This is a genomic window from Microbacterium sp. NPDC087868, assembly GCF_044900755.1.
In the GTDB taxonomy this organism is placed as follows: Bacteria; Actinomycetota; Actinomycetes; order Actinomycetales; family Microbacteriaceae; genus Microbacterium; species Microbacterium galbinum.
Genome location: NZ_JBJDNO010000007.1, coordinates 1 through 12772, shown reverse-complemented (window position 1 = coordinate 12772; position 12772 = coordinate 1). Strand labels below are relative to the sequence as shown.

At 62.4% G+C, this 12772-nt stretch carries 14 protein-coding genes; 8 read left to right on the top strand and 6 right to left on the bottom strand.

The annotated features are described in order from the left end of the window. Positions 1-161 precede the first annotated feature (161 nt). Positions 162-971, top strand: a complete 810-nt coding sequence (locus ACI2JZ_RS17395; RefSeq protein WP_332503703.1) for a MerR family transcriptional regulator — start codon at positions 162-164, stop codon at positions 969-971. On the opposite strand, the gene ACI2JZ_RS17390 is transcribed toward ACI2JZ_RS17395, so the two are convergent. Then, entirely contained in the window at positions 956-2128 is a 1173-nt protein-coding gene (locus ACI2JZ_RS17390; protein ID WP_404598704.1) for an ROK family protein, read from the bottom strand. The genes ACI2JZ_RS17395 and ACI2JZ_RS17390 overlap by 16 nt on opposite strands. Positions 2129-2321: 193 nt before the next feature. Between ACI2JZ_RS17390 and xylA the strand changes: the two genes are divergently transcribed. The 4 genes from xylA to ACI2JZ_RS17370 are packed head-to-tail and all read left to right on the top strand — an operon-like array spanning position 2322 to position 6823. Next, the gene (gene xylA / locus ACI2JZ_RS17385) at positions 2322-3509 is read left to right on the top strand and encodes a xylose isomerase (protein WP_105662643.1); all 1188 of its coding nucleotides are present in this window, start codon (positions 2322-2324) and stop codon (positions 3507-3509) included. Between the two features lie 41 nt (positions 3510-3550). Next, the gene (gene xylB / locus ACI2JZ_RS17380; protein WP_133834953.1) at positions 3551-4978 is read left to right on the top strand and encodes a xylulokinase; all 1428 of its coding nucleotides are present in this window, start codon (positions 3551-3553) and stop codon (positions 4976-4978) included. 9 nt (positions 4979-4987) lie between these two features. Further along, positions 4988-6256 (top strand): FAD-binding protein, encoded by a 1269-nt coding sequence (locus tag ACI2JZ_RS17375; RefSeq protein ID WP_133834954.1) that lies wholly within the window; start codon positions 4988-4990, stop codon positions 6254-6256. 33 nt (positions 6257-6289) lie between these two features. Further along, on the top strand, positions 6290-6823 hold the full coding sequence (locus ACI2JZ_RS17370) for a TetR/AcrR family transcriptional regulator (RefSeq protein ID WP_133834955.1): 534 nt from the start codon (positions 6290-6292) through the stop codon (positions 6821-6823). A gap of 118 nt (positions 6824-6941) precedes the next feature. Here ACI2JZ_RS17370 and ACI2JZ_RS17365 read toward each other — a convergent pair whose 3' ends face one another. Both ACI2JZ_RS17365 and ACI2JZ_RS17360 read right to left on the bottom strand, forming a co-directional pair. Next, positions 6942-7181, bottom strand: a complete 240-nt coding sequence (locus ACI2JZ_RS17365) for a hypothetical protein (RefSeq protein ID WP_133834956.1) — start codon at positions 7179-7181, stop codon at positions 6942-6944. Between the two features lie 185 nt (positions 7182-7366). Further along, entirely contained in the window at positions 7367-7774 is a 408-nt protein-coding gene (locus ACI2JZ_RS17360) for a helix-turn-helix domain-containing protein (RefSeq protein ID WP_128470770.1), read from the bottom strand. A gap of 87 nt (positions 7775-7861) precedes the next feature. Here ACI2JZ_RS17360 and ACI2JZ_RS17355 point away from each other — a divergent pair, with 87 nt between their 5' ends. Next, positions 7862-8266 carry a RidA family protein gene (locus tag ACI2JZ_RS17355; RefSeq protein ID WP_133834957.1) on the top strand — a complete coding sequence of 135 codons (405 nt, stop codon included), beginning with the start codon at positions 7862-7864 and terminating at the stop codon, positions 8264-8266. A gap of 121 nt (positions 8267-8387) precedes the next feature. Here the strand turns inward: ACI2JZ_RS17355 and ACI2JZ_RS17350 are convergent, their stop codons facing one another. The 3 genes from ACI2JZ_RS17350 to kynU all read right to left on the bottom strand — a co-directional run bounded on the left by ACI2JZ_RS17350 (position 8388) and on the right by kynU (position 11904). After that, positions 8388-9011 carry a thymidine kinase gene (locus tag ACI2JZ_RS17350; protein ID WP_133834958.1) on the bottom strand — a complete coding sequence of 208 codons (624 nt, stop codon included), beginning with the start codon at positions 9009-9011 and terminating at the stop codon, positions 8388-8390. Between the two features lie 106 nt (positions 9012-9117). Beyond that, positions 9118-10500, bottom strand: a complete 1383-nt coding sequence (locus tag ACI2JZ_RS17345) for an amino acid permease (protein ID WP_133834959.1) — start codon at positions 10498-10500, stop codon at positions 9118-9120. A 123-nt stretch (positions 10501-10623) separates the two neighbouring features. Then, positions 10624-11904 carry a kynureninase gene (gene kynU / locus ACI2JZ_RS17340; RefSeq protein ID WP_133834960.1) on the bottom strand — a complete coding sequence of 427 codons (1281 nt, stop codon included), beginning with the start codon at positions 11902-11904 and terminating at the stop codon, positions 10624-10626. Between the two features lie 163 nt (positions 11905-12067). Between kynU and ACI2JZ_RS17335 the strand changes: the two genes are divergently transcribed. After that, complete coding sequence (locus ACI2JZ_RS17335) at positions 12068-12517, top strand: Lrp/AsnC family transcriptional regulator (RefSeq protein ID WP_133834961.1); 450 nt, start codon at positions 12068-12070, stop codon at positions 12515-12517. Positions 12518-12589: 72 nt separating this feature from the next. Beyond that, positions 12590-12772 (top strand): hypothetical protein (locus ACI2JZ_RS17330; protein ID WP_404598702.1); only part of this gene is annotated, 183 nt, incomplete at its 3' end.

Below are 12772 nucleotides of genomic sequence, written 5' to 3'. Positions count from 1 at the left end.
CCAGCTGCTGCCTCATCCAAGGATTCATGCGTAGCTGCTCGGAGATTCCGGAACTTTGCCGGCCGTCAAAACCGCCCGGGAGAACTCTCGCGATGCAACAATTATTCCAAAACCAGCCAAGGGCTTGCCCCTGACACAGTGTGAGGGCGGAGAACTGAAGCATGCTATCCATCGGGGCGTTTGCGCAGATCGGCCAGGTTACCCACCGCATGCTGCGGCACTGGGATACCGCCGGGGTGCTCAAGCCCGCCCACGTAGACCCGTGCAGCGGCTACCGTTCCTACGACCCTTCCCAGCTCCAGCGCTTGCATCAGATCGTGGCCTTGCGCGAGCTGGGTTTCGGCCTGGAAGAGGTTTCCCTGATCCTGGATCAGGGAGCCACCGCGGAAAAGATTGCTGAGCACTTGCAGAATCGTGCCGCGCAGGTCGAGGCCGAACACCGGCTGGCCACGCAGCGGCTGCAGGATGTGCAACGGCGCCTGCGCTTGATCTCAAAGGAGAATCTCATGTCACGCATTGAAATCATCCACAAGCCACTGCCCGCAGTGCGCTTGGCCGCAGGCCGCTTCACGGTGTCCGAGCAACCTGAAATCGCTGGTCGCATCGGCCCGCTCTTCGACAGAATCGCGCAGTCCATTCAGGGCCAAAGCCTTGCCACGCCCATTGCGCAATACAACGGAACTGAGGATGGAGTAGAGGTCATTGCCGGATACGCCACTAACGCTCCCAACCTCGCCGATGTCGAAATCATCGAGCTCCCCGCGGTGCCCGAAGCCATCTGCGGAGTGCACCTCGGCTCCATGGACACCATCCATGAAAGCTGGCAGGCCGTGCACGAAGAAGTCCTAGCCCGCGGTTTGGTTCCGACCGGTCCGTGCCGCGAAGTCTACGTGCGTGCCATCTCCGAAGACCAAGGTGATTGGGTGGCCGAACTGCAGCAGCCGGTAGGCGTTTCTCAACCCACCAGCTGATGCGGGGCCTCCAACAGGTCCCCCGCCACGCTGCGCGCGGCACCGACCAGCGCACCTGTTTGACCCAGCGGCGAGCACAGCAGTCGAGCCTGGCCGGCGATGCTCGGCGCGTGCATCTGGAGGCTGGCTTCCATGGCAGGACGTAGCCACTGTTCCAGGGCGGCAAAGTGCCCGCCAAAGACTACCGTGGAAACGTCATACAGGCGCATGGCCGAGGCCACCGCAATTCCCAAGGATTTTCCGGCCTCGGCTACCGCGCTCAGCGCGGGTTCGGTTCCGGTTTCCAGCGCTTGGAATAGCTGGTGGATCCGCCGTTGGCGCGAGGCGCTATCGACCATCGCCCCTAGATCAGCGGCAGCCAGGATCGCTTCCTGCCCGGCAATGGTTTCCAAGCATCCACGACCGCCGCAGCTGCAGGCCCTGCCCTCGGGGGCAATCACCACATGCCCGAGTTCACCGGCGTGTCCCTGGGGACCGGCAAAAAGTTCAGCGTCGATTATCAATCCGCCACCGATGCCCACTTCCCCGGAGACAAACAGGAAGTCGCGTTCTTGGACGTCCATCAACTGCTGCTGGGCCAGCGCTGAGGCGTTGGCTTCGTTAAAGAGCCTGAAGCGGGTTTTGGCGTCGGGCAGCAATGCTGCGACATCCAGGTCTTGCCGCTCCCAGCCGAGGTTAGGGGCCTGCAGGACGGTGTACCGCTCCTCGTTGACCAAACCAGGAACAGCCAACCCGCCGCCGAGAATCATTAGCCCTTGGGCCCGGGCGGCAGCTTGGAGCCTTTGACTCAGCTCTCCCAGCGCAGCGAGCACTTCGCTGGCTGTTGAGCTGTGGTTGGCACTGGGCAGGATTTCGTGTGCCAGCAGTTTGCCGCTGAGGTCCACCAGCCCGGCGGCTATGTAGTCAACGTTGATTTCCATGCCCATGACACAGCGTGCGGGGTTCAGGATGAGCCCCACCGAGGGCCGCCCGCGTTCCCCGTCGCGGTGCACGCCAATTTCGATAACTAGTCCGGCCGCCAGCAAATCGGCGACCAGGCTGGAGACCGAGGCCTTGGTGAGCTGGCTGAGTTGGGCGATATCGGCGCGTGATAACCGCTGGTCTTCCCCTGCGCCTGCGATCACCGATAGGACCCTGGCCAGGTTGGCTTTGCGCACGTCTCCGACGTTACCCGGGGCCGAAGAGCTTGCGGCACGGGCGCTAGACGCTGGTTGGCGCATGCCTTCTCCTTGAGAATTTATTGGGACGAATCGTTCACTGCTCGCTATTGACTCTAGCGCATCACCACCCATATAGTTCAGGACATAAACTAAATGGCATCAGCCAACCCCCGATCCAAGGATGCATCCCATGACTCTTCAGCCAACCGCCGCCGACCGCTTCACTTTTGGACTGTGGACCGTGGGATGGACCGGTGCCGATCCCTTCGGTGTCGCCACCCGCAAGAACCTGGATCCGGTGGAAGCTGTCCACAAGCTGGCCGAGCTCGGCGCCTACGGCATCACCTTCCACGACAACGACCTGATTCCTTTTGACGCCACCGCTTCCCAGCGCGAGCAGATCCTTTCGGACTTCCGTGCAGCACTCAAAGAAACCGGCCTGAAGGTCCCGATGGTGACCACCAACCTGTTCAGCCACCCGGTATTCAAGGATGGCGGCTTCACCTCCAACGACCGCTCGATCCGCCGCTTCGCGCTGGCCAAGGTCCTGCACAACATCGACCTGGCAGCCGAAATGGGCGCCGAAACCTTCGTCATGTGGGGCGGCCGCGAAGGCGCCGAGTACGACGGCTCGAAGGACCTGGCCGCGGCACTTGACCGCATGGGCGAAGGCGTGGACACCGCAGCCGGCTACATCAAGGAAAAAGGCTACAACCTGCGCATCGCGCTGGAGCCGAAGCCGAATGAGCCACGCGGCGACATCTTCCTGCCAACCGTAGGCCACGGCCTGGCCTTCATCGAGAAGCTGGAACACGGGGACATTGTCGGATTGAACCCGGAGACCGGCCACGAGCAGATGGCTGGCCTGAACTTCACCCACGGCATCGCCCAGGCGCTGTGGGCAGGCAAGCTGTTCCACATCGACCTCAACGGCCAGCGCGGCATCAAGTACGACCAGGACCTGGTCTTCGGCCACGGCGATCTGACCAGCGCCTTCTTCACCGTCGACCTGCTGGAGAACGGCTTCCCGACCGGCGGACCCAAGTACGATGGCCCCCGCCACTTCGACTACAAGCCATCGCGCACCGACGGCTACGACGGCGTGTGGGACTCGGCCAAGGCAAACATGTCCATGTACCTGATGCTCAAGGAACGCGCACAGGCATTCCGCGCAGACCCCGAGGTCCAGGAGGCGATGAAGCTCTCGGGCGTGTTCGAGCTGGGCGAGAGCACCCTGGACGCCGGCGAAACCGCGCAGCAGCTGATGGACGATGCGGCAAGCTTCGCCGACTTCGACGCCAACGCCGCAGCGCAGCGCAACTTCGCGTTCATCCGCCTGAACCAGCTGGCCATCGAGCACCTGCTCAACGCCCGCTAGACCGCTCACCCCCGCCCACCGCAGAAAGCAGCCGAAGAACAATGACGCTCGTTGCCGGCATAGATTCATCCACCCAGTCATGCAAGGTGGTCATCCGCGACGCCGCAACAGGCGCCCTGGTCCGCTCCGGCCGTGCCTCGCACCCCGATGGCACCGAAGTGGATCCGGAATCCTGGTTCAGCGCATTGCAGGAAGCGATCGCCCAGGCCGGGGGCCTGGACGACGTGGACGCCATCTCGGTGGGCGGGCAGCAGCATGGCATGGTGGTGCTCGACGCCAGCGGTGCGGTGATCCGCCCGGCACTGCTGTGGAACGACACCCGCAGCGCGCAGGCGGCCAGCCAGATCATCACCGAGGCAGGCCAGGGCGATGCCGCGGCGGGCGCCCAGTACTGGGCACAGCGCACCGGCACCGTCCCGGTCTCCTCGATCACGCTGACCAAGCTGCGCTGGCTGAGGGACAATGAGCCCCAGAACGCGGCCAAGGTCGCTGCCGTCTGCCTGCCGCACGACTGGCTGTCCTGGCGCCTGGCCGGCTACGGCCCGGGCTCCGGGGCAGCAGGGCTGGCCGCCCTGCGCACCGATCGTTCGGATGCCTCGGGCACCGGCTACTACCGTGCCGCCGAAAACGCCTATGACTACGAGGCGCTGGAGCAGCATCTGGGCCACGCCCCGATTCTGCCTACGGTCGCTGGCCCGCTGGAATCCATTGGCCGCACCACTTCCGGAGCACTGATCGGTGCCGGCGCGGGCGATAACGCCGCGGCCGGCTTGGGCGTAGGCGCCACGGTGGGCGACGTCGTCATGTCCCTGGGCACCTCCGGCACCGTCTTCGCGGTTGCCGATTCCCCATCGGCAGATGCCTCCGGCCTGGTGGCAGGCTTCGCCGACGCCACCGGCAACTACCTGCCATTGGTATGCACCCTGAATGCCACCCGCATCTTCGATGCCACCGCCACCCTGCTGCAGGTCAGCCTCGAAGAATTCAATGACCTGGCACTATCCGCCGTCCCGGGTAGCGACGGGCTGGCCTTGCTGCCCTACTTCGACGGCGAGCGCACCCCGAACCTGCCAGAGGCCACCGGCTCGCTGCATGGCATCACCCGAGCCAACTACACCGCCGCGAATCTGGCCCGCAGCGCCGTGGAAGCGGTGGTTTGCTCGCTAGCCGACGGCCTGCGCGCACTGGAAGCCCAAGGGGTTGAAGCGCAGCGCATCATCCTTGTCGGCGGTGGCGCGCAGTCCCGCGCGGTCCAGCAGATCGCCGCCCAGATCCTGGGATTGCCAATTTTGATCCCGGCCCCGGGCGAATACGTCGCCGATGGCGCAGCCCGCCAGGCGGCCGGCGTACTGGCCGGGGAATTCCCCAATTGGGCCCAGGGCACTGCCCAAGTCCCAGCGATGGAACTGGCCCCGCAGATACTGGAACGCTATCGCGCACTGGTTTCCAGCCAGTGGCTCGACAAGTAAGGATTAGCCGTGGAACTGCGCAACAAGGAACTGAACTGGGCCGGAAATCTTGAATACCGGGCCGCGCAACTGCTGTTTCCCGCCAGCCTCGAGCAGCTGCAGGATATTGTTCGCGCAGCCAAGGCCGTGAAGGTCCTGGGCTCCCGCCATTCCTTCAATGACATCGCCGATACCCGCGAAACCATGATCACGCTGGCCAAGATGCCGGAAGCCATCGAGATTGATGCGCTGGCCATGGCCGTGCGCGTCAGCGCCGGCACCACCTACGGCGCCCTGGCTGATGCACTTCAACGCGCCGGCTATGCCCTGCACAATCTCGCCTCCCTGCCGCATATCTCGGTAGCCGGCGCAGTATCCACCGGAACCCACGGTTCGGGCGAAACCCATGGCAACCTCGCCACCGCCGTGCGCGCAGTGGAACTGGTGCTGGCCGACGGCTCGCAACTGAGCGTGCAGCGCGGCGACGAGGATTTCAATGGCATCGTGGTCGGCCTGGGCGCGCTGGGCGTGCTGACCCACCTCACCTTGGATATCCTGCCGAGCTTCGAGATGCAGCAGACCGTCTACCAGGATCTGTCCTGGGACAAGGTGCTCGACGGCTTCGACACCATCCAGGCTTCGGCCTACAGCGTCAGCCTGTTCACTGACTGGAGCGGCGAGCAGGTAGGCCAGACCTGGCTCAAGCGCCGCGTCGGCGATGCGCTGGTAGAGCATTTTGACCAGGGCCGGTTCGGCGGGTTCCCGGCAACTGCTGCGATGCACCCGCTGCCCGGTGCCGATGGGTCCATCTGCAGCCAACAGCTCGGAGCAACCGGTCCATGGTCGGATCGCTTGGCGCATTTCCGCATGGACTTCACCCCCAGCGCCGGCGATGAACTGCAGACCGAATACCTGGTCCCGCGCGAGCACGCGGCAGAAGCGATCCAGGCCGTCCGCGGGCTTTCCCCCGCCATCACTCCCCTGCTGCTGGTCTCGGAAGTGCGCACCATTGCCGCCGATGAACTGTGGCTCAGTGGAAACTACGGCCGTGACGGCATCGCCCTGCACTTCACCTGGAAACCCCAGCAGGAGGCTGTCGAGGCGCTCCTACCGCGGATCGAGGAAGCACTGGCTCCTTTTGCGGCACGCCCGCACTGGGGCAAGCTCTTCGCAGCCACCTCTACGCAGCTGGCCGGGCTGTATCCGAAGTTCAACGACTTCATTGCATTGGCGCAGCGCCTGGATCCGTCCGGCAAGTTCCGCAACGACTTCCTGGACCGCACGGTGTTTGGAGCCTGAGCGCGCACAGGCGTTGCGACTAGACTTGTCACCATGGCATTGACTCAGTTAACGGTCGTGGACACCGCGGTCGGCATCCTGCAACAGTTCGGGTTGGCTGATTTGTCGATGCGCCGATTGGCCAAGGAACTCGATGTCCAGGTCGGTGCGCTCTACTGGCATGTGAAGAACAAGCAGGAGCTGCTGGCGCAGGTTGCCGCCCAGCTGCTGAATACCCCTGCACTGTCGGTGGATGCCGAGGACTACAATTCCCCATCCGAGGCAATCCTGCAGCTGGCGCGCAAGCTCTACCTCGCGTTGCTGCCGATCCAGGACAGCCCCGAGGTCATCGAAGTCGCCACCGCAATGCAGGCCACCGAGCTCCAGCCGGTGCTGCAGCTTCGCACCCTGCTGGAAGCAGCAGGGCTGCCTGCCGAAAATGCCCGCCATGGACAGCAGCTTTTGCTGAACCACGTGCTCGGCTCGGTCGCCTACCGCCAGAACCTCGTGCAGCTCGATGTCGACGCGCCCCTGGCTGATGGCTTCGACTGGGGGCTGCGGCGGGCCGTTGCCGGCCTCATCGGCTAACGCCTCGCGCCGGGAATTCCCAGCTCTGCCAGCTCCCGCGCGCTAGCGGTCATTTCTCGAACTTCCTTTTTGGCCAAGGCAGCTTCCGGGTTATCGCTCAGGACCGAGACGTCCTCAATCAAACTTGCCAGGTAGTTCTTCGCTTCCCGCACCGAGTCGACAAGCAGCTGGGCTTGTCGAGCACCCGAGCGGCAGCGATCCATTCCTGCGCGAAGTCCCAGTACGGTTGGGCGTCCTGCGTGATCCGGTGGTGGTCGAGCTCTTCGACCAGCATGCCAGGGTCGTGGAGCACTGCCATGGCAACAGCCTCGGCAGTACGCCCTTGCTCGATCGCATCATGCATCAATTCCTTGTTCACGACTCCCTCCAGGAATCCCTGGTATTTGCCTGCGGCCGCAAGCGGGCGGTTGCTTCCGCAATGGGTTTGGGCCCTCTAGCTGTCCGGCATGAATCGGTGCCGATGAATATTCGATTCCGTGGCCTTCGGTACCGCACCTTCGAGAGATCCCGATGCGCCGGAAGCAGGGCCAGCGGGATGAACCTTCATTCTGGAGGTTCTTCCTGGAATGAGCCATCGCCGTTCTGTTCTTCGAGCTGGTCGTATCGTTCCCGCGCTTGTTCGATATCGGGCATATGGCTCACTGTCCAGTCGAGGAGCGCATCGATCGGTGCGCGCATGGTCTTGCCTATCGGCGCAACACGGTACTCGACTGCTACCGGACGGGAGCGCAATACCCTGCGGTCGATGACGCCATTTCGCTCCAGCCGGCGCAGCGTATTGGTCAAGGACTTCTGGCTCACTCCCGGAACGGCTCGCCGCAGCTCGTTGAATCGCTTGGGTGATTCGCAAAGCTGGCTCAAGACATGCAAAGACCACTTGTCCAAGACCTGGTCGAGCAGTTCGCGGTGGGAAGCCGATATGCCCAGCGGCGATTCGGAGGTTTCTTCCATTGCACCTAGTTTCGTTGCAGTTGCTTTTGTAGACCAAGTATAAGTTTTATACCTGCATCCAGCAGCGAACTACTGAAGGAGAATTCCATGCCAGTGAATTATTCAAGCCCCGCCGGGATGCTCCCCGGAACTCCCTACCACCACGTAGCGGTGGGATCCGGCACGCGGCATATCCACATCGCCGGACAGGTAGCCCACATGCCCGACGGCTCCAGGATCCCCGACGATTTGGCTGGCCAGGTGGCGCAGGCGCTACGCAACGTTTCCGCAGGCTTGAACTCGGCAGGGGCGGGGTTCCAAGACGTCGTCAGGCTGACCGTATACGTAACCGACTGGGAAACCAGCAAAATATCGGAGTTCATGCAAGGAGTCGAATCCGTCGCGGAGGAAATCGGGTTGCAGCTTCCAATGCCGCCTGCATCGCTGATCGCCGTGGCCCAACTGTACGAGCCAGCAGTTCTCGTGGAGATCGAAGCTACAGCGATACTCTGACCCGCAACGAAAACGCCGAATGGGCCGCGGCCAGCGCCTTACCCGGCTGGCCGCCACTGGGTGGACCGGCCGCCGGCGGCTATCGGCCGGCGCGAGGCTTCCGGTCCGAAAGGCTACCGAGCTAGCCCAGCTTGCCGCCGGAGGCTTCCAGATAGCAGGCAGCGCACAGCGACTCGTACCAGACCTCTTCACCGTCGATAGCGACCTGGTCTCCATCAAAAACAATGTGGTCACCCGATCGGCGGGTATTGAACATGGCCTTGCGCCCGCAGCGGCAGATGGTCTTCAGCTCTTCAAGCGAGTGCGCCAGTTCCATCAAGCGTGCCGAGCCCGGGAAGGCACGGGTGCGGAAGTCGGTACGGATACCGTAGGCAAGCACTGGGACATCATCGAGCACGGCAATGCGCAGAAGATCATCGACCTGGGTGCGGGAGAGGAATTGAACTTCGTCGACCAGCAGGCAGGCTACCGGCGGCGCATCCACATGCGGCAGCAAGGCATCAGGGTCATCGCCGAGGCAATGGGCCGCGAACTTCTCGCGGAGGTTCTCTTCCGGCCCCACGCTGAAGTCGACTTCGCGTTCGATTCCCAGGCGGGAAACGATTGATTTCTCGCCCTTGGTGTCAACCCCCGGCTTGGCCAGCAGGATACGCTGGCCGCGTTCTTCGTAGTTGAAGGCAGCCTGCAGCAAGCTCGTGGATTTGCCCGAGTTCATCGCTCCGTAGCGGAAATACAGCTTGGCCACCATTGCTCCTCGAAAGTTGCGGCGCCTGCCAACCGGCAGGCCCCTTAAGATCTTAGTGCCCGCTCCGCAGATCTCAAGCGAACCAGCACCGCGGACGACTGCCCTGCTACTTCGCCGCAGGCTGTTTCTTGCCGGCGAAAACCAGCCTGTAGAGCACCGACATTACGATGACGAAGGGAACACCGAAGATCAGGGTGTACTTGAATTCCGGCACGAAGAACGAGGTCACCAGCAGGCCGCCGAGCAGTACCGAGCCGAGAATCGACGCGGCCGGGTAGCCTGGCAGCTTGTACTCCAGGACGGCCCGGTCCAGGCGCACCTGGCGGCGGAAGGACACGTGGGTCACCAGGATCATGAACCACGTCGCCAGGGCACCGAAGGTAGCCAGCGACATCATGATGCCGAAGCCTCCCTCCGGAACCAGCGCGTAGACCAGTGCTGCCACGGCGATGCCTCCGGCAGACATCCACACCGCGTGGATAGGAGCGCCCGCGCTGTTGGTCCGGTGTGCCAGGCGCGGCGCGTGCCCGGAATCAGCCAGCGAATGCAGCATGCGGGTTGCCGCATAGAGCTGGGCATTCATGGCCGAGAGCGCGGCAATGATGAGCACGAAGTTCAGTACCGAATCGGCGAACGGGATACCCATCTGGGACATCACAGTGACAAATGGCGATCCGCCGGCCAGCAGTTCACTGGTGGGCGCCACCGCGAGGATCAGGGCCATGGTGAACACGTAGAAGAGCAGCAAGCGCAGGAAGGAGACCTTGAAGGCCTTGCGTACGGCAATCTTGGGGTTCTTTGCTTCTGCGGCGGCAATGGAGATCGCCTCGATGCCCATGTAGGAGAAGATCGCCACGATGACAGCGGTCCACATGCCGAACAGGCCATTGGAGAAGAAGCCGCCTTCGGCCGAGTAGTTATGGAACCCGTATTGGTCGCTGGGGTCGTGGAACACCAGCCAGAGGGCAATGATGATGAACGCGACCACCGCGAAGACCTTGATCGCGGAGAACCAGTATTCGGTGGTTCCGAAGATCTTCACGCTGGAGAAGTTCACGCCCAAAAGCGCGGCCGAGAAGACAAGGACCCAAACCAGCCCTGGAATCTCGGGGAACCAGTACTGCATGTACTCGCCTACCGCGCTGACTTCGGTGCCCACGGCGAAGATCAGCGCCGACCAGTACAGGTACTTGGTCAGGTACCCGGCGAAACGTCCAAGATAGCGTTCGGCGTAGACCCCGAAGGAACCGGCTACCGGCTGCTTGACGGTCATTTCCGCCAATGCGCCCATGACCAGCAAGGCGACGACCCCGCCAATGAGGTAGCTGATGATCACCGAGGGACCGGCCATGGCGATGGCGAGCTTGCTGCCCGCGAAAAGACCGGTGCCGATGGCACTGCCCAGCGCGATCATGGACATCTGCCCAGGAGTCAGCGACTTCTTCAAACCCGAACCGACTTCAGTGGCGCGTACCGGCTGCTTGCCCAACGATGCTCCCTTTAGACCTATGCGAACAGCACGGCATCGAAAATGCCGTGCTGCTCTTAAGGTTACTCTCGCGCAGATTCGCTGGCTTCGGGGCACCAAGGCCTGAAAGCGGCGGAATTTGCGTTATGTCACGGCATTACGCACGGCGTACTCTTCGCGCTGCCAGGCATTGGTGTGCAGAATTTCACGCAGTTTCTCCACGGCGTCCCAGATATCGGTGCGCGTCAGGTACAGCGGGGTGATGCCGAAGCGCAGGACTTCCGGTTCCCGGTAGTCCCCGATGACGCCCTGGTCAATGAGCGCAGCGATGATTTCATACCCATGCTCATGGCGGAAGCTGACGTGGCTGCCGCGAGCAGCATGTTCGCGTGGAGTCACCAGTTCCAGGCCGTAGCCGGCGCAGCGGGTTTCAACCAGCTCGATGAACAGGTCCACCAGCTCCAGCGAGTTGGCGCGCACCTTGTCCATGTCCGCTTCCAGCGCGATATCCAGGCCGACCTCGATCATGGCCAGTGAAGTAACCGGCTGGGTACCGCACATGAAGCGGCGAATGTCATTTGCTGGCGTGTAGCTGTCAGCCATCTCGAAGGGCGACTTGTGCGACCACCAGCCGGACAGCGGCTGCCAGAAACGTTCATGATGGCGGGCATTGACCCAGATGAAAGCCGGAGAGCCCGGGCCGCCGTTGAGGTACTTGTAGGTGCAGCCCACAGCGTAGTCGGCATCTGCGGCATTCAGGTCAATCGGTACTGCACCTGCGGCATGGGCCAGATCCCAGACCACCAGGGCTCCGGAGCCGTGGATGGCTGCAGTGGTCTCGCCCATGTCCCACATGGAACCGGTGCGGTAGTTCACATGCGACAGGGCAACCACGGCGACAGTTTCGTCCAGTGCGGTGCGCAGCGAGGACTCTCCATCGATGAGCTTCACCTCATAGGCCACACCGGTTTCCTGCGAGAGCGAGTTGACCAGGTCGGCCAACCCCTCGGCGATATAGATGTCCGTGGGGAAATTGTCTCGTTCGGTGAGAATCACCCGGCGCTGCGGGGCATCGGCCTTCTGCGTGCGCAGTGCCGAGGCCAAGGCCTTGAACAGATTCAGCGTGGTGGTATCGGTGATCGCAGTCTCGCTGGGGTTCGCGCCCAGCAACCGCCCCAGCTTGTCGCCGAGCTTCAGCGGCATCTCGAACCAGCCGGCGGTGTTCCAGGAACGGATCAGGCCCTGGCCCCATTCTTCGGTCACCACCTGGGCGGCGCGTTCGGCTGCACCCTTCGGCAACGCGCCCAATGAGTTGCCATCGAGGTAGATGACGCCTTCCGGGAGGTTGAAGCGGTTGCCAAAGGCCACCAGCGGGTCTGCCGCGTCCAATTGGGCAAGGGACTCTCGGGTCAGTTCCGTGGTCATTGGATCTCCTGTTCGGCCAAGATCAAAGCGGGAGGACTTCCGTTCTCCCTGGTGCATCCATCGTAGAATCTAGTTCGATATAGTGCGACCAGATCCAAACTTTTCCAAAGAATTGAGTTGATTAGCCGTGGCAGGTTCATTATGGACGGTTCAAGGCGATGCCATGCCGAATCCTGTTCGCGTCGACGAAACGGATCTGTCCATTCTCACCGAGCTGAGCAAGGATGCTCGAATTGCCAACAACGTCTTGGCTGCCACAGTCGGCTTGGCGCCATCGACCTGCTTGGGCCGGGTGAAAGCACTCTCCAAGGCGGGGGTGATCACCGGTTACCATGCCGCGATCAATGAGCGTCTTCTTGGTGTTGCCGTCAACGCCATGATCTCTATTGTGGTCTCGTCCACAGCCCGAGACCGCTTGCTCTCCTCGGCGCATCAGCTCAAAGAGCTTGCCGAGGTCAGGGAAGTCTTCGTTCTTGGCGGCTCGCCGGATTTGCTGGTTCGGGTGGCTACCCAAAGCATCGAAGACCTACGGGCATTCGTGGCCGCGCACTTGGGCTCCAACCGCGCGTTCTCATCCACCCAGACGGTAATTATCTTCGAGCACCTGGCTTAGCCGAGACAGGCTTTTTGTCATCTAACGGCGTCTCTCATCTATATCTCATTTATTTCAGCCACAATGAAAAACATGGGAAAGGAAGCTTTGCGCCGCGTCTTTGCGACGATCGCTGTCATCGCAGTCGTTTTTCTTGGCGCGTTCGGAATCAGCCAAGCCTTGGAAGGCCCGGCGGACCGGGACCTCGGTGAAGGGTTCATCTTCGAAGAAGTGACTCCTTCCCCGACAATCGGCACACCTGGCACTCCTTCCTCT